Here is a 15,649-nt window from a genome sequence, read left to right on the forward strand (position 1 = left end):
TGTAATTCGAACGAAAACCCAAACTGGTTCGCACTGTCCACCAGCTCTCTGCATTGGGGAAAGTCGCTCTACTTTAACCCATCAACGCGTTTAAGTAAATACGTGTTGTATGACCGTTACTATACTACGGTTGCAAACGCGTGTCAACACACTTTTTTTGCCCAATTTTAACCTAGTTCAAAAGAGACGGCGTGCGCAACGCACGGAATCGATTCTTTTTGTTGGAAAGAAATGGGGCTAAACAAGGCACCGGTGGCTACGACGAGCACTTTGCGATACTTACCGCGCGCCATTTGCCGAAAAATGTGTCCGTACGTGACGATCGCACTGCTAGCACAGCCACTCGCCCCGCCGTAGTCGCGCTGCTTGGGATCATAAATCATTAACCCACAATCTTGGTAATTGTCGCCAATAATAATATCTTTTTTCCGCAGCAGTTCTTTCGTAATGTTATACCCGGACTGGCGTAAATCGCCGGTAACGATCAGGTCGTAATCGTCCGGCGTGCGCCCCGTATCGGAAAGATGCTTTTCAATCGTATGTGCCGCTGCGGGCGCCATTGCCGCCCCTAAATTGAACGGGTCTTTCACCCCGAGATCGATCACCTTCCCGATCGTACAGTGGGTGACGAGCGGGCCCACTTTGCCGTGGCCGAGGACGACTGCTCCCGCGCCAGTCGCCGTCCAACCGGCCATCGGCGGTTTTTGGCCCCCGTATTCGGTCGGATAGCGAAACTGTCGCTCGGATGAACTGTTATGACTGCTCACCCCGGCGACGACGCGTGCCATTAAGCCCCCTTCGATGAACAGCGCCCCCAACGTCACCGACTGCATGGAAGACGCACAGGCAGAAAAAACACCCATATGTGGAATTCCTAGTGCTTTGGCAGAAAAAGACGAGACGATGATTTGGTTCATTAAATCGCCGGCTATGTACAAGTCGATCTCTTGCTTTTTGTAGCCACTTTTGTGTAGCGCAAAATCGACGGCATCTTCAAGCATTTTTCGCTCGGCGCGCTCCCACGTATCTTGCCCGGCGTACGTGTCGGAATAGATCGCATCGTAATCATTTTTAAGTAACCCTTGGCCTTCTTTAGGCCCGACGACGGCGGCACTCGCTAGAACGCGCACGCCACTCGTCACAGCCCACGTCTGCTGCCCTAATTTTTTCTGGGACAATAGTCTACTCCCCTCTCACGTCACAATTGTTTTAATTAATGCGATGATAAAAGAGGCCACCACGCCGAACACGATAACCGACCCTGCCAACTTAAACGCATTGCCACCGACGCCGAGCACGAAACCTTCACTCTTGTGCTCAATGGCGACGGATGAAACAGCATTGGCAAAACCGGTTACCGGAACAGATGTCCCCGCTCCTGCCCACTGTCCAATTTTGTCATACAGGCCAAAGCCGGTAAGTAACGTCGCCAACAACACCATCGTCGCCACCGTCGGATTTCCCGCATCAGCCATACTAAAACCGAACACGCGGACAAAAAAACTTTGTACGACTTGCCCGAGCAAACAGACAAGGCCGCCGCTAAGGAACGCTTTTAAGCAATTTTTAGCAACGGGTCGCCCGGGCGTATATTTGTTCACAATTTTTTTGTAGTATTGTCGTTCTACTTGCTGCATCGCTTGGCGATAATCGCTGTTCGCCACGTACATTCCTCCTTATGCGCGCGGTTACGTATATTTTCTACTACAATGCGAGATTTTATGACTGACGGTGAGAAGTAGTTAGGAAAGGTTGAACGGATGACGCGGATCAGAAAGCTCGCGTATGTGAAAAAACGTGTGTAGGAGGAAGGTAAGGTGACCATTCATACAAAACTAAAGCAGGTACTCGTACAAGCGAAAACGGTCGCGGTACAGTTGGAGCAATTCGCGCTTGACACGGACGACCGACAAATACAGCAACTGTATCATGTGTTAGCGCGGCAGAGCGACGATGTCGCTAGCGTGTTACAGACGCGTATTCTCGCCGTAGAGAGCGAAGAGCCAACGTATTAGACGCGGTTGGCGCCGTTTGTCGTGGAGGATACCCGAAACGCGATGGCGTGGTTAACCCGAAATACGATGACAACGAGGAGCGAAAAAATAACATGATTAATTTTATGACGGAACTGACAGAACACGTGTTGACGCCGCTCGCAATTTTTGCTATATTTTGGATTTCCTTGCGCATTATGGGCAAGCGCGCGGTTTCTGAATTGTCGACGTTCGACTTAGCGATCGTCGTCTTACTCGGTAACTCCTTAACCGAACCGATTGCAAAGAAAGGGTTTTTTTCGAGTATGTTACTCGCAGCGGTATTCGTTCTCTCCCACTTGTTACTCAACTTTTTCTCGTACAACAACCGCTTGCGCAAAAAAGTGATCGGACGCAGTATTGAACTGATTCGTCACGGTAAAATTAACGAAAAAAACTTGAAAAAGGCACGCATGACGATCCCGCAGTTGTTAGGCGCACTGCGCGTTAAAGGGTATGTGAACCCGCAAAATGTCGAATTCGCCTTTCTAGAGGAGATGGGACAAATAAGCGTCATTGCGATGCCAGAACACCGCCCGCTTAAGCCGTCTGACATCGGTTTAACTCCGCCTTACTCAGGCATCCCCGTGCCACTCGTCATTGACGGGGTGATCCAGGATAACGCGTTGCGCCGCCTCAAAATTGACCGCGAGTGGCTATGGCTCAAACTCGTCGCCAACGGCGTCACGCGCGACCTCTTGCCGAACGTGGCTCTCGCCTTACTCGATGCGAAAGGCTCCGTGCACGTCGACTGGAATAACGATCCGCTGCAAGGTGCTTATCAAGACCATGCGAACACGGTGTCAAACCAAGTGAAACAAAGTTTACAGAAGGACCGTGCCTTGCAGGAACTGGGCTTCGCTGACGATTACTTAAAACCCCACCCTTAGCTCACCGGAAATAAACAAACTGGCTATGACGAGAGTAACGAGCGGGTCGGCGGCAAAAGCCGCCAAATGACCTACAAATAAAGCTAAAGCTAAAGCCGGCGTTGTTAAAAGCAAAATCATACGACTTTAGTCGTGTGGCGTCTCAATGGCGCTGTTTTCTGCAAACACGTATGTACGAATATATTGCAAAAACATCTGCCGCGCGTCCTCATACGTTTTAAACTCGATAAAGTCGACTTGATAATCTTCTTCCCCTGTCCGCTTCATCCATTTCACTTGATAACGCGTTTGACTACCGTGCCGCATTTTTGTTAACGAGATCCGCTCATGTGTCGCGTGATCTTCATACTGCAAGATGACGTTCGCTTCTGACTCCGCCATAAGTGCAAAATCCCCCCTCTCACCTTTGAAGTCACTCTTTCGACAAATTATAACATAACTCGGCAACTCCTTTTTGTTTTTTCTATTATTGCACCCGGACAAATGAGATAAGCCTCGGATGCGCGTGCACGCCGAGGCTATTGATGTGATCGTTACATTTGCTTATATTGTGGCTCTTCTTCTTGAATTTCGTTTAGGCGTGTGTTTAGTTGGTTAACAACCATGTCCATATTTTGCGCTAAGTTTTGAAACATCTGTTTCGCATTTTGATTTTGTGTATCGAGTGCAAACGTCTTTAAACTGGCGGCCACACTTTCCGCACTCGCAATCATCTGTTGCATTTTTGTACCTACCGTCATCACTATCCCTCCCTTCTTGCACTGTTAATATAGGGTTAATACGTGTCGGTTATGCGTGCCAATAACCGGCTGTTTCCTGTCAATTGTACTCGGCGCCTCGCCCGCGAATCCTGACCGTGTAAGCCACATCGATGGCCGCCTTCGGAAACGCCTTTTGCCAGTCGATCCGTTCCCACACATCCGGATAAAAAGCGCGTAACATCAACCCGAGCTTCAGTACATCGATATGTTGTTGCTGAAGTTTTCGCACGAGGCGAGTTGCACCTGCTTCGTACTGTTGCTTTAGTTTTTTTTCGACTAACGCAATATGTTTTTGTTGCGCTAAATCGAGCGCACACGTTTTTTCCTCGATAACGCCATCGATGCGAATGGCGATGCGAAACTTAAAGGCGGCTTCGTCGAACGTCACCTTGCGTCGCACATTTCTCGGGTCGACCGTAATGATGCCTTTACAATCATTCGGACAGGGCACACTTTTGTGCGACCCTCTGTTGCCGTCCCCCAGTTGCATTAGCAGCCAACTTTCAACTTCGTTTAACGAAGAAACCATGTGTGTTTTATTAAACAGCGCTGTTCCAGCCCAATTGACTGCTTTATCCGTATGTGCAATATAGTTAAGCATAGGTTGCTTCGAGTGATCCGAAAGGTCGGTAAGGAGATGGATCAGTTTTCGATCGAATATACTTCCCCTTTGTGAATGGCTCTCAAACATGTCCATTAAATAGACGGCGGGAATCGGTTCTAATTTCGGATTCGCATGCAACAAGTCGGACGCTTTCCCTTTGGACACGATTGGCCACAACTCACGGCGAATCTCGTGATTGCGTCTCAACCCGTCGATCACCGGTGCGAGGCCTCGCTCGGCAATCTCTTGGCTAAAGACGATCAGACGTAAATGGCCTAACGTTAAACTTTCGTCCAGCTGTTTCTGAATGCTTCGTAGCGCGTCGTCCAAGTCTTTACCGTTCCCGACAAAAAATTGCACCGCCTCTTGCCCACCCCCGCCACCATTTCCACCTGAACCGGCAATTTTTACGGGGATCGGCACTTGAATCGTCACCTGTAAACCGCTCTTATGTGTGTCAATCCCAAGTGCAGCGACAGATATTTGCTTCTCAATCTTTTGCTCGTCCCAGCAACCACTGAGAGAAACACATAACGTCAAAATGAGTGTAGCTGTGTACACTTTCGCCCAAGAACTTCTATGCGCGCGCCAGCCCCCGGTAACCCCGCTAACGCTTCTCGCTTTTCGACTTTCCTCGCGGCTGCTGCCCATTTCCTAACCTCCTCCGCAAAACCGTGATTAATAACAACAACGGCGGGATGACAATCGCGTAAAAAAAGCCGAACAAGCCCACTCGATCCGCGGCGACAAACGACCGCTGGATATCTTCCGGCCACATTGCCAAAAAGAAGATGACGACGATGACGATGGCGACGATCCAAAACCGCTTCGCCTGACTGATTGCAAAATATTCACCTACTAAATTTACAATGGTAGCCAAAAAGTTTGCCACCGTTGTAAAGATGGCCACAAGCCATACGGCGAGGAACCCGGAATCCATACGTTCGAGAATAAGTCCGGGCATGCGCGTCGATTTCACTAACTCGATTGTCGGCCACATCATTCTTTTTACCTCCTCGTGTCCGAAAACACCGATACAAGCGATCGTCGTGAACAAGTAGATGAAGGTGACCATGGCGACCCCGAGGGTGTGCGAACGGACAGCCTCCTCCGGCTGTTTGTACGACGCCATATAGATGGCGGTGACCGAAACGCCTTGAAAGGCATAGATCGCTTTAATGACTCCCCCCAAAAAACTGCGCCAATCGGTTCGAAATAACGGCAATAAGTTCGTCAGCTCTATGTTGCGCAAGACGAGCAAGCTAATGAGTAAAATCGGAATGACGATGAGCGGAAGTAAAAACTCGTTCAAGCGGGCGATCACTTCCGCCGGATTGTTCGCGACGAGCGCACAGAGCACGAGCATGCTGCCGACCATGAACCAAAGTGGCGTGTTCGGAAAGGCGATCGTACGCTGGGCTTCGCCAAACACGCGCAACACGAAAGAAACACTGAGTAGCCACCAAAGCGCGATGGATAGAATAAACGGGAAAGCGAGAATCCGTCCTAACCGCGGGTTCGACCGCTTTGCAAGTAGTTTTTGCGTATAGCCGACGTACGTTAGGTTAGGAAACTTCTGCCCTAATTTCGTGAACATCCAAATAACGAACAGTGTAAAAAAACCGGCGACGAAGACGGCAACCATGCCGTCCGTTTTCGTCGCTGTCGCTACGATACGCGGCAGTGTCAATATTTCAGCGGAGATTAATGTACAAGCGATGAGTGTCGTCGCTTGCCACGGAGTAAACACTTTTTTCGCTTGGCTCACCTGGTTTGCTTCTTTTTGCTGCGTCGATTCACTGTTCATCTTTTTTCCTCCTGCGGCTCGGTCTGCTCTTGGCGCAGTTCATTGACTGTTTTAAAAGGTTTCGGTCGCACATTCATCCACTTCCACGGCACACGGACGATCGAGTCTTTCATATCGGACAGTTTCAAAGGTGACAGCGGAGCTAAATAAGGGACGCCGAAGGACTTCAGCTTCACTAAATGCAACACGATGATCAGTAGCGCAAACATCGTGCCGTATAACCCGGCGATTGCGGCCGCAATCATCAACGGAAAGCGCAACATACGTACTGCAGTCGCCGCCCCATAGTTCGGATTGGTATACGAGCCGATCGTCGTCAACGCGACGACGATGACCATGAGCGGACTGACAATGCCAGCCGACACAGCAGCATCGCCTATGACGAGCGCCCCGACGATCCCGATCGTCGGCCCGATCGGTCCCGGCAAGCGGATGCTCGCTTCGCGCAGGATTTCTACACTGAATTCCATCAACAGTGCCTCGATGAGCGTGGAGAACGGTACCGTTGCCCGCCCCGCAGCAATCGCAATCGCCAGTTTTGAAGGGATCATTTCGGTGTGAAAGGAGACGAACGCAATGTAAAGCGCCGGTAATAGCAAGGCGATGAAGAAGCTAATAAAGCGAATGAGGCGGACGAGTGACGCAATGAGAAAACGGTTGTAGTAATCTTCCGGGCTGTAGTAAAACTGGGAAAACACAGCTGGTAAAACGAGCGCAAAGGGCGTACCGTCGACGATAATCGCCGCTTTTCCCTCCAACAAGTGGGCGACGACTGAGTCGGGGCGCTCCGTCGCCTGCAGTTGTGGAAACGGCGACCACGTATTGTCTTCAATGAACTCCTCAACGTATCCACTCTCGAGTACGCCGTCGATGTCAATATTTTCTATGCGCTTTCTGATGAGGGATAACGTATCCGCGTTGATGATTCCTTTGACATACGCGAGACAAATGTGCGTCTTTGTCCGTTTTCCGACGGTGAAACTATCGAAGCGCAAATCCGGATCTTGTAAGCGGCGACGAATGAGTGCCGTATTCGTCCGCATGTTTTCGATAAACCCTTCCCGCGACCCGCGTACGACCGCTTCCGTATTCGGCTCCGACACCGAGCGGTGCTCCCACCCTTTCGTGCCAATGACAACCCCTTGTTCACACTGATCGATGAATATGATCGTATCTCCGAATAACAGTGCAGCAACAATTTTTTTCATTTCGGTGGTTAGGGTCACTTCTCCCACGTGGATTAAGCGGTCCTTCAACCATTTCGCAATGTCGTACGTTTCTTCGACTTTCGCCGGTTCGACCGTCAGTGAGTGTAAAATAAAGTCGTCGATGACTTGGGAATCGGCCATACCGTCAATGTAAAAAAGAACTGCCTCGCGGTTAGACTCATGCGGGATGATAAAGCGACGGGAAATAATATCGCCGCTTTTGCCGAGTATTTTTTTTAAGAAGGCCACATTTTTGTCGAGATCGGCATACACTTGCACGTGAACTTTTTCTTGCAGCTTCTGTTCCGATTGTTGCGTAAGCCGTCGCTGTGCGCGCAGTTCGCGCGTTTTTTTCGGGCGAATAAATGACTTTTTCATCCGATCAAACCACCACTTCTTTCCGAGCTCTCCTTAGTTTGTAAGTAATACTAAAAAAATATGCGAAATCCGCTAACAACAATAAAAAAAGGCTACCGCAAGGAGCGGTAACCTTAGTTTGACTGTTACTGTAACGGCTGGCTCGGTTCCGAAATGTCACTTAACGCCTGCCCAGCTTCGTCAGTGTGCATTTGCCGTACCGCTAAGTCGCCAATTGCGACGATGCCAGCCAGCTTGCCGTTCTCGATAATCGGTAAGCGGCGGATTCGCTGTTCCGACATGAGCCGCGCCACGTCGTCGACAGATTGGTCTGGCGAAGCAGTAACGACATTGCTCGTCATTATATGCTCTACCGGGGTGGTGATCGGTTTCTCGTCAGCAACACAGCGCAGAGCGATATCGCGGTCGGTAATCATCCCGACGACCTGTTCATTTTCACAAACGGGAATTGAACCGACGTTATACTGCTGCATTTTTATCGCCGCTTGGTGCACCTGTTCTTGTGGTTCACAGCACGTCACATCGGTGGTCATAATTTCACGGATTTTTCGCATAGTTAATCCTCCTTCACGTAACGTTAACGTCACTTATACATAGACTGTCCGACAATAGAAGAACCTATGCACTCGTGTTTCCCGCTAAGTGGGAAGAATAATTGCACCTTAAGTAAAAACATACTATGATAAGTATGTATCGTTAATCGAGTTAATCGAGGAGGGACACACGTACATGGAATTAGCAAACAGCCACGTCGAAAACATCCAAGCGACGTTCGGCACTTTAAAACCGATTACAATGAAACTCGGTTTTTACCCGTCTTGGGACTACCACAAAGTGTGTTTTGATTTAAAGTTGGAAGACAACGGCACCGACCCGGAATTTTACTTACGCATACCGGCTAAAGTCGTCGAAGGATCGATGGAAAATCCGAAGTGTGTATTGGAATTGATGACGCCTGTATTCGCCCTGCACTACTATCCGCACGGCTTGGACTACGAAGCTGAAGTTCCTGATTACCTGCGGAAAAAAGCTGAAAAAACGGTTAAAAAACTTGTTGACACGTTAAAAAAACAAAGCGCTTAGGCTTATGCCTAGCGCTTCGTTCTTTGCTAGCTTTTACTTCACCCGCTGTTCGACGTCTTCGGGCGCTTTTTTCCCTTCGTCTTGGAGTGCGACACCTTCTACTTTTACATTCACCTCGACGACTTTTAATCCTGTCATCGATTCGACTGCTTGCTTCACGTTATACTGCAACTCGCGGCACACTTCGTGAATCTTGGCCCCGTACTGTACGATGACGCGTAGGTCGATCGCAGCTTCCACTTCGCCTACCTCGACGTTTACACCGCGCGAGGCGTTTTTTCCACTGACGCGCCGAGCCAGCTCCTCCGTGATACCGCCGGACATACCCGCGATCCCTTCGGTTTCAGTAGCTGCAATGCCTGCAATCACTGCGACGACGTCGTCGGCAATTCTTACAAATCCGTCTTGTTCTTTATGTTCCACCTAGCATTCCTCCACAAAAATGTAAGTTATAATGCTTGCACCATGCCACCGTCGACAAAAAATGTCGATCCCGTCATATATGTGTTCGCATCTGACGAAAGAAAGGCCACAACGCGGGCAAACTCCTCTGGTTCCCCGTACCGCCCTAACGGTATTTGACTTTCTACACTTTCCTTAACTTGTCGCACGCTTTTTCCTTCGCGTTCCGCTTTAGCCCCGTCTAGTTGGGCCACGCGGTCGGTCGCAATGCGCCCAGGACAGACGGTATTAACTAGTATACCGTAAGATGCCAGTTCATTCGCTAACGATTTCATCAAACCGGCGACCCCAGCACGCATCGTGTTAGATAATATTAGCCCGGGGATCGGCACTTTTACTGACGAAGAAGCAATGGTAACGATGCGCCCACCCGCTTCTTTCATGAACGGGAGCGCCCCGCGCACTAAGCGAACGACACTAAGTAAGTTCGTCTCGAAAGCCGACTGCCACGCAGCGTCGTCGAACATTTCGAACGTACCGCCTGGCGGCCCTCCCGCGTTACACACTAACACGTCAAGATGGCTATGTTCTTGCGCGATCCGGTCAAATAGAGGCGTTATCTCGCTAGCTGTGCTGACGTCAGCGACGAGTGGGGTTACAGCACGTCCAGTTTCTGCGCTAATTTCACGCGCCGTTCGCTCAATCGCTTCCTGCTGGCGGCTACAAATGTACACATGTGCCCCGCCGCGCGACAATTCGGCGGCAATCGCTTTGCCAAGGCCTTGACTCGCGGCAGTGACGAGGGCTACTTTTCCACTTAACGTTGCATTCATGTTGCGCCTCCCTTCAAAACGGTTACAATTTCCCCCTTAATCATAGTACAAAATCGCGCCTATTTCCATTTATCCATCCTAAAGTGGCGAATTGTTTTTGACTAGGGCATCGCGTGACTTAAAAGTCTACAACTTCATGCGGTGGCCAAACGGATGCATGAGACTGTAACAAACTATGCAAACTAACGGATATTATGAATGGCTCGCCACAAGGGGGGACTGTCGATGTTTCGGCGGCTCGTTATTTTTTGTATATCGTTTACCGCATCTGTTACCGTCATTTGTACTGATGGCACGCCCCCACTATCGTTCGCTGCTAGGGCCGCTAACTTACCTCTCGCGTATGACTCTGTTGGGATACGGTTTTTGAAAAAGCCAATTCCTGTCGCTTCCCAGCTTATTTTTTCGTTAGACGACCAGCTGTGGACGATCGATTTAGCCGCCTACGGCTTTGACGGCATCGACCCGACGACGATCGATCGGGCGCAGTTGCGACAAGAAATTATCGACACGGTCAAACAGAGTGAACGAAAACCGCGTGACGCTTACTTTCAAGGTGAACAGATTGTTCCGCACTTGAACGGGCGCCGCGTCGACCAGCGCCAAATCGCGTACATACTCGACCATCTCATTAGCTTGCAAAACCGGATTGTACCGATGCCCGTTACGGAGACCGAGGCGAAGATCACCGCTAAAACACTCGAGCGCCTATCAGAAAAAGTTCTCGGAAGCTACACGACAATCTACAACCCGTACAATCGCCCGCGTGCGCGTAACATCGGACTGTCGAGCACCGCGATAGATAGTGTCATCATTCCCGTCGGCGGCATTTTTTCTTTTAACGACATTGTCGGACCGCGCACCCCCGATCGCGGCTACAAGCGGGCTACCGTGTCAAGGAGAATACGCCGAAGATTACGGTGGCGGAATTTGCCAGACGTCGTCGACGCTGTTCAACAGTATCGATCAATCCGGCCTCAAAATCGTCGAACGCGCTGTCCATACGAAAATCGTCACATACGTCCCGCGCGGACGCGACGCGACAGTGTCGTGGGGCGGGCCTGACTTTAAGTTTCAAAACAACACGAACCGCCCGATCTTAATTCGCAGCTTTGCCTACGGCGGGTACTTAACGATTAAGATCTATAGTCAAGCCGACGTACAGTTTCAGCAGCGATCGGTGCCGAAGTCACCGCAAGAGAAGCTGCCGTCAGAACAGATTATAAATTTCTCCTAGAAGGGTGAGAGCAGCCAGTCATGACACTCACCAGCCACGACACTCACCACGATATTCGCTCCTCCAATCGACACGCAAAAACCCGCCCGCCTACTGCACAGGCAGCGATGCGGACGGGTTTTTTCTACACTTCGTCGCGTATGGCAGGTTCTCTTGCACTCGTACTCGGAAACCCTTCCTCAAGGGACAGATCGCCTGTCGCATCAGCCGTTAAGCGTGCTTCTGGCTCATCTGGCATTGCGGTCGCACCTTCGATTTGGTCGCGATTGACGCGGCCGCCAGCCATCCCCTCATTAATCATGCGATCAATGTCCATCATCACCGCACGGCGACCGTCGTCGAGGGAATCTTTGGCGCGCAGCCGTTCTTTTTCCTCTTCCGAAATCATCGCACGACCCCCTTCCTTTTTGGCGACAATACGTGTGGTCGTCTCAAACCACCTATGTAGTTATGTCCCCATTTCACACGTCAAACATGCAAGACGTTTTTTTTATCCTTATTTTGGCCTGTAGGGGACTAGCATGCTCGATACATATTAGGAACTTGCTTCACTCATATTATTGAATGCAAGGAAACATTACGCAAAAAGGAGGGTTACAGTCGTGCAGCAACACATTCAGACAATCGTGGGACGGATCAATCAAAACTTAAACCATGCCGCACAAATCGTGCAACAGTTGGCACACGTGGAGCGTAGTAACCAACAGATGGCGCAATCGACGACCAAGCCGCACCAAGTGGCTGGTCAAATGCATACATTCGCACAGCGGGAAGCACAAGCTGTTTCCAAGTTACAGGAAGTCGGCCGGATCATCCAAAACGTCTCGCGGGAAGTACAACAACTGTCGCAAACAGAGCAGTGGGCATACGCACACAGTCCGCAAACAGGCGTTCAGCCGCAAACAGCGATGGCGCCAAGAACGTACGCGTCACACATGCAAGCGCATAAACCCGTCATGCAGCAGCACATGCAGGCTAAACCGTCGACGATGGGGCAGCATGTACCTGCTACTGCGCCCATCGGCAAGCCGGCGCAACCGCGCGTGCAGCCATCGATTCAACCACCACTTCAGCAGCACGCCTATTCGCAACAGGCACAGCGACGGACGCGCACGTATGGCAATATATATGAACGTCTTAAACGGCATACAGAGCAACAGCCCGTGCACCAGTCCGCGTCCACCCAGATGCCACAAGCGGGCGCATCTGCAATCGGTTACCGTCCGCCGTCACAACCTGATCGCCACATCCCTCGCTATATGTAACGAAAAAAACGCAAGCCACTTGACAAGCGAATGTCAAGTGGCTATTCGCCCTTACCAAGCAACTGCAATATTTTTTCCGGCTCCAAGCCTTGCACCGCTTCATCGCCAATTACCGTAACGGGGACGCCAAGAAACCCCAACCGTTTAACCTCTTCGGTATATTCCGGATGTTTACTGCAATCGCGGTTTTCATAAGGAATGCGATAATCCTTCAAGAACTTTTTTAGCACATTGCATTCGAGACAGTGCGTCCGCGAATAAACGATCACTTTCATTACCCACACCTCCCCTCTCCAACATACACAAACGACGAATGATGTGCAACAAGTTATAGGACGAATGTAGCCGCCCATATGTATAAACAAAAAAGATGGAAACGAGGTGCTGTCCGTGAAACAGGCCATAAGACGAGCCGCTCAGTTGCTAGGTGAGAGCGATGAGGATCGCCGCTGGTCGTCATTAAGGCCGTACGGTTACGGTCTGCTATATCCGGGCGAATGGTTTTGGGTTTGGTACGACGACCAGTTGCTCGCTGGCGAGGCGGCGCAAACGGCTGAAGCGCCCCATCCAGCTGTTATGTCACACTCGTCGACTAACACGACACATTTGGCGAATACGACGGACAAGGGAGAGGCAACAAGTACGTCTAATGCAGCGGTGAATACGAAAAATGTGGTGGTTACGGCAGAGGCGATAGATTCGGCAATGGCGGCAGTTGCAACAAAAATGACGAATGCTGCAGGTGTTCCGCAAATCCGAGTCACGTTCCGAGCGAGACTCGATCGGGGGAAACCATAGGCCGGCGTTAAGTTTTCAACTTTGACAACAGAGCGGGCAAAATTGTCCAATGCCTAGTACACCATCTACATGCTACATACGCAACTGCTCGCGCAACTGTGCCGGATCGGTAAGCGGCGCCTGACAGGCGTAGTTTTTACATATGTATGCGGTCGCCTGTCCATCTTGCATTTTTTGCTCCGCGACGCTCGGTGCTAGCTCGACCAATTTCGCGCCTTCTTCCCCAGCGGAGTGGTACAGGAGAACCGCTCCCGGTAAGAACGCTTGCTGCACGTTGCGCAACATATGTGTGGTCGACTGTGTGGTCGACTGTGTCGTCGACGGTATGGCCGACTGTGTCGCCGACGGCATGGTCGACGGTATGGTCGACGGTTGACCGTCCCCAGCGACGACGACCATTTCCATCGGCCCTGTCGCCAATTGTACCGCACATAAGAAAAAGGCTGTACCGGTCGGTGCCCGCTCGGCGACAGCGGCAAACGCCTCGAGCTGTTGATCCGCTTTTTCCGCTAAATCGGTGCGTCCAGTCACATGTGCCAAACGGAATAGATTGTACGCCGCAACCGAATTCCCAGACGGTATAGCCCCGTCGTAAATTTCTTTCGGTCGCGCCAACAATTGCTCGCCGTCCGTCCCCGTAAAATATAGGCCGCCGTGCGCTTCATCCCAAAATAAACGTAGCATGTCATCGTTAAAGCGCTCGGCCAGTTGCAAATAAGTGACGTCCCACGTGGCCTCGTACAGTTCGTGTAGCGCCCACACGAAAAAGGCGTAGTCGTCCACGTATGCGAGATGGGCGGCTTCCCCGTCGCGGTAGCGTGCGAGTAATCGCCCGTCCTCTCGCTGTAGTCGGGTGAGAATAAACTGGACCGCTCGTTCCGCCGCTTCCCGGTAACCAGAATTTTGTAACACTTTTGCCCCTTTTGCAAAAGCGGCGATCATAAGCGCATTCCACGCCGTCAAAATTTTATCGTCCTTATGCGGGTGAACGCGCATCTCGCGCCGCTCAAACAGCTTCTCTCGCGCTTCCGCCAACTGTTCCTCCCACACATAGACGGAAAACCCTTTCGCATCCGCAAACTGCTCTGCCGAGCGCCCGATCACATGCGGAATGCTCTTCCCTTCAAAATTGCCGACGCGATCGATACCGTAATAGTCGCAAACGAGTGCGCCTACTTCACTGCCTAACACATTGAACACTTCCTGCGGCGTCCAAACGTAAAACTTCCCTTCGACTCCTTCCGAATCGGCATCTTCCGCCGAGTAAAAACCGCCGTCCGGATCCGTCATATCCCGCAACACGTACGTAAATATTTGCTCAGCCACGCGGGCATAATGTTCTTTTCCCGTCACTTGGTATGCCTCCAAATAGACGTAAGCTAACAGCGCGTTGTCGTACAGCATTTTTTCAAAGTGGGGCACAAGCCATTTTTCGTCCGTCGAATAGCGAGCGAAGCCGTAGCCGATGTGGTCGTACATGCCGCCGCGGTACATTCCGTCCAGCGTTTTTTCCACCATCTCCAGCGCGTGCTTTTCCTTTGTTTGTCGGTAGTACCTGAGCAAAAACATGCCATTGTGTGGGGAAGGAAACTTCGGCGCCTCCCCAAACCCGCCGTAAACGTCGTCAAATTGCTGCGCAAATTGCCGGTACGACTCGTGGACAGTTTGTTGGAACTGCGACTGTAGCTGCTCTTCTCGCTGATCCCGAGCTGCCTTTCCCTCCTTCGACGTGACAAACGATGTCGGGGTGGCGACGTGTGGTTTCACCGCTTCCGCAATTTTCTCTCCCATCTCGAGGACGTGGTCCCGATCCGCGCGCCACTTATCGGCGATTTGCGTCAATATACTGAGCAACCCCGGTCGTCCCCATTTGTTCTTCTTCGGGAAATACGTCCCGGCGAAAACCGGTTGCTGCTGCGGCGTCAACAAGACCGTTAACGGCCAGCCGCCGTGCCCGGTCATCATTTGGCAAACAGTCATGTAAAGGTGGTCGATGTCCGGTCGCTCCTCGCGATCGACTTTAATCGCTACGTACTCGCGGTTGAGTAGGGTCGCCACTTCTTCGTCGGCAAACGATTCTCTGGCCATAACGTGACACCAGTGACAAGTGGAATACCCACACGAGAGGAAGATCAACTTATCCTGCTTAGCAGCCTCTTTTATGCCGTCAGCCCAGTTGTACCAGTCGACGGGGTCGTAGGCATGCTGTAGCAAATAGGGTGACTTTTCGTTTATGAGGCGGTTCGGTGTTAGGTTCGGTTTTTCCACGCGGTGACACCTCCGTGTAATCGTTCCGTATGATAGCGATTGAGATAGACAGATTCCTCAGTTGGGACCATGGGATACTCCT

Annotated in this window: 18 protein-coding genes, 1 pseudogene and 1 other annotated feature (1 of these 20 only partly in view); of the genes and pseudogenes, 6 read left to right on the forward strand and 13 right to left on the reverse strand. The window is 51.1% G+C overall.

Features of this window, described 5'->3' with window-relative positions; all coding sequences use genetic code 11:
• Positions 1 to 94: a binding site (T-box leader), on the reverse strand (it extends 118 nt beyond the left edge of the window).
• A gap of 73 nt (positions 95 to 167) precedes the next feature.
• Entirely contained in the window at positions 168 to 1,178 is a 1,011-nt protein-coding gene (gene spoVAD, locus BN1247_RS09950) for a stage V sporulation protein AD (protein WP_054950245.1), read from the reverse strand.
• A 15-nt stretch (positions 1,179 to 1,193) separates the two neighbouring features.
• Positions 1,194 to 1,637: a stage V sporulation protein AC gene (spoVAC, locus tag BN1247_RS09955; protein WP_054951600.1), complete on the reverse strand. Its 444-nt coding sequence runs from the start codon at positions 1,635 to 1,637 to the stop codon at positions 1,194 to 1,196.
• Positions 1,638 to 1,817: 180 nt separating this feature from the next.
• Here spoVAC and BN1247_RS09960 point away from each other — a divergent pair, with 180 nt between their 5' ends.
• Together BN1247_RS09960 and BN1247_RS09965 are read left to right on the forward strand one after the other, a co-directional pair.
• Entirely contained in the window at positions 1,818 to 2,015 is a 198-nt protein-coding gene (locus BN1247_RS09960) for a DUF1657 domain-containing protein (protein WP_054950246.1), read from the forward strand.
• Positions 2,016 to 2,107: 92 nt separating this feature from the next.
• A complete protein-coding gene (locus tag BN1247_RS09965; protein ID WP_147675227.1) occupies positions 2,108 to 2,923 on the forward strand; it encodes a DUF421 domain-containing protein in 816 nt (271 codons plus the stop codon).
• Between the two features lie 126 nt (positions 2,924 to 3,049).
• Here the strand turns inward: BN1247_RS09965 and BN1247_RS09970 are convergent, their stop codons facing one another.
• From BN1247_RS09970 to BN1247_RS09995, 6 genes are all read right to left on the reverse strand, one after another.
• The gene (locus BN1247_RS09970; RefSeq protein ID WP_054950248.1) at positions 3,050 to 3,304 is read right to left on the reverse strand and encodes a hypothetical protein; all 255 of its coding nucleotides are present in this window, start codon (positions 3,302 to 3,304) and stop codon (positions 3,050 to 3,052) included.
• Positions 3,305 to 3,456: 152 nt separating this feature from the next.
• On the reverse strand, positions 3,457 to 3,663 hold the full coding sequence (locus tag BN1247_RS09975; protein WP_054950249.1) for a DUF1657 domain-containing protein: 207 nt from the start codon (positions 3,661 to 3,663) through the stop codon (positions 3,457 to 3,459).
• Between the two features lie 79 nt (positions 3,664 to 3,742).
• Entirely contained in the window at positions 3,743 to 4,939 is a 1,197-nt protein-coding gene (locus BN1247_RS09980; protein WP_054950250.1) for a Ger(x)C family spore germination protein, read from the reverse strand.
• Positions 4,896 to 6,095, reverse strand: a complete 1,200-nt coding sequence (locus BN1247_RS09985; RefSeq protein ID WP_054950251.1) for a GerAB/ArcD/ProY family transporter — start codon at positions 6,093 to 6,095, stop codon at positions 4,896 to 4,898. The genes BN1247_RS09980 and BN1247_RS09985 overlap by 44 nt, the downstream gene beginning before the upstream one ends.
• Positions 6,092 to 7,681: a spore germination protein gene (locus tag BN1247_RS09990; protein ID WP_054950252.1), complete on the reverse strand. Its 1,590-nt coding sequence runs from the start codon at positions 7,679 to 7,681 to the stop codon at positions 6,092 to 6,094. The genes BN1247_RS09985 and BN1247_RS09990 overlap by 4 nt, the downstream gene beginning before the upstream one ends.
• Before the next feature lie 125 nt (positions 7,682 to 7,806).
• Entirely contained in the window at positions 7,807 to 8,235 is a 429-nt protein-coding gene (locus BN1247_RS09995) for a CBS domain-containing protein (RefSeq protein WP_054950253.1), read from the reverse strand.
• Positions 8,236 to 8,410: 175 nt separating this feature from the next.
• On the opposite strand from BN1247_RS09995, the gene BN1247_RS10000 reads away from it, so the two are divergent.
• Complete coding sequence (locus BN1247_RS10000; RefSeq protein ID WP_054950254.1) at positions 8,411 to 8,764, forward strand: YugN family protein; 354 nt, start codon at positions 8,411 to 8,413, stop codon at positions 8,762 to 8,764.
• A 33-nt stretch (positions 8,765 to 8,797) separates the two neighbouring features.
• Here BN1247_RS10000 and BN1247_RS10005 read toward each other — a convergent pair whose 3' ends face one another.
• A complete protein-coding gene (locus tag BN1247_RS10005) occupies positions 8,798 to 9,187 on the reverse strand; it encodes an Asp23/Gls24 family envelope stress response protein (protein WP_054950255.1) in 390 nt (129 codons plus the stop codon).
• A 26-nt stretch (positions 9,188 to 9,213) separates the two neighbouring features.
• Entirely contained in the window at positions 9,214 to 9,999 is a 786-nt protein-coding gene (locus BN1247_RS10010; RefSeq protein WP_054950256.1) for an SDR family oxidoreductase, read from the reverse strand.
• 657 nt (positions 10,000 to 10,656) lie between these two features.
• On the opposite strand from BN1247_RS10010, the pseudogene BN1247_RS18185 reads away from it, so the two are divergent.
• Positions 10,657 to 11,236: pseudogene (locus BN1247_RS18185) on the forward strand (VanW family protein).
• Positions 11,237 to 11,360: 124 nt separating this feature from the next.
• Here BN1247_RS18185 and BN1247_RS10025 read toward each other — a convergent pair.
• Positions 11,361 to 11,624, reverse strand: coding sequence for a hypothetical protein (locus BN1247_RS10025; RefSeq protein ID WP_054950259.1), 264 nt, complete (start codon positions 11,622 to 11,624; stop codon positions 11,361 to 11,363).
• Between the two features lie 214 nt (positions 11,625 to 11,838).
• Here BN1247_RS10025 and BN1247_RS10030 point away from each other — a divergent pair, with 214 nt between their 5' ends.
• On the forward strand, positions 11,839 to 12,501 hold the full coding sequence (locus BN1247_RS10030; protein WP_054950260.1) for a hypothetical protein: 663 nt from the start codon (positions 11,839 to 11,841) through the stop codon (positions 12,499 to 12,501).
• A 41-nt stretch (positions 12,502 to 12,542) separates the two neighbouring features.
• Here BN1247_RS10030 and BN1247_RS10035 read toward each other — a convergent pair whose 3' ends face one another.
• Positions 12,543 to 12,776 carry a glutaredoxin family protein gene (locus tag BN1247_RS10035; RefSeq protein WP_054950261.1) on the reverse strand — a complete coding sequence of 78 codons (234 nt, stop codon included), beginning with the start codon at positions 12,774 to 12,776 and terminating at the stop codon, positions 12,543 to 12,545.
• 115 nt (positions 12,777 to 12,891) lie between these two features.
• Here BN1247_RS10035 and BN1247_RS10040 point away from each other — a divergent pair, with 115 nt between their 5' ends.
• Positions 12,892 to 13,299 (forward strand): hypothetical protein, encoded by a 408-nt coding sequence (locus tag BN1247_RS10040; protein WP_054950262.1) that lies wholly within the window; start codon positions 12,892 to 12,894, stop codon positions 13,297 to 13,299.
• 72 nt (positions 13,300 to 13,371) lie between these two features.
• Here the strand turns inward: BN1247_RS10040 and BN1247_RS10045 are convergent, their stop codons facing one another.
• Positions 13,372 to 15,567, reverse strand: a complete 2,196-nt coding sequence (locus tag BN1247_RS10045; RefSeq protein WP_054950263.1) for a thioredoxin domain-containing protein — start codon at positions 15,565 to 15,567, stop codon at positions 13,372 to 13,374.
• Between the last annotated feature and the right edge of the window lie 82 nt (positions 15,568 to 15,649).

This window comes from Numidum massiliense (genome assembly GCF_001375555.1).
In the GTDB taxonomy this organism is placed as follows: Bacteria; Bacillota; Bacilli; order Thermoactinomycetales; family Novibacillaceae; genus Numidum; species Numidum massiliense.

What these genes read in the sequence shown, in the direction of transcription:
- spoVAC (WP_054951600.1), bottom strand. Translation starts at nt 1,637, where the DNA reads ATGCAGCAAGTAGAACGACAATACTACAAAAAAATTGTGAACAAATAT.
- BN1247_RS09965 (WP_147675227.1), top strand. Translation starts at nt 2,108, where the DNA reads ATGATTAATTTTATGACGGAACTGACAGAACACGTGTTGACGCCGCTC.
- BN1247_RS09970 (WP_054950248.1), bottom strand. Translation starts at nt 3,304, where the DNA reads ATGGCGGAGTCAGAAGCGAACGTCATCTTGCAGTATGAAGATCACGCG.
- BN1247_RS09975 (WP_054950249.1), bottom strand. Translation starts at nt 3,663, where the DNA reads ATGACGGTAGGTACAAAAATGCAACAGATGATTGCGAGTGCGGAAAGT.
- BN1247_RS09980 (WP_054950250.1), bottom strand. Translation starts at nt 4,939, where the DNA reads ATGGGCAGCAGCCGCGAGGAAAGTCGAAAAGCGAGAAGCGTTAGCGGG.
- BN1247_RS09985 (WP_054950251.1), bottom strand. Translation starts at nt 6,095, where the DNA reads ATGAACAGTGAATCGACGCAGCAAAAAGAAGCAAACCAGGTGAGCCAA.
- BN1247_RS09990 (WP_054950252.1), bottom strand. Translation starts at nt 7,681, where the DNA reads ATGAAAAAGTCATTTATTCGCCCGAAAAAAACGCGCGAACTGCGCGCA.
- BN1247_RS09995 (WP_054950253.1), bottom strand. Translation starts at nt 8,235, where the DNA reads ATGCGAAAAATCCGTGAAATTATGACCACCGATGTGACGTGCTGTGAA.
- BN1247_RS10000 (WP_054950254.1), top strand. Translation starts at nt 8,411, where the DNA reads ATGGAATTAGCAAACAGCCACGTCGAAAACATCCAAGCGACGTTCGGC.
- BN1247_RS10010 (WP_054950256.1), bottom strand. Translation starts at nt 9,999, where the DNA reads ATGAATGCAACGTTAAGTGGAAAAGTAGCCCTCGTCACTGCCGCGAGT.
- BN1247_RS10025 (WP_054950259.1), bottom strand. Translation starts at nt 11,624, where the DNA reads ATGATTTCGGAAGAGGAAAAAGAACGGCTGCGCGCCAAAGATTCCCTC.
- BN1247_RS10035 (WP_054950261.1), bottom strand. Translation starts at nt 12,776, where the DNA reads ATGAAAGTGATCGTTTATTCGCGGACGCACTGTCTCGAATGCAATGTG.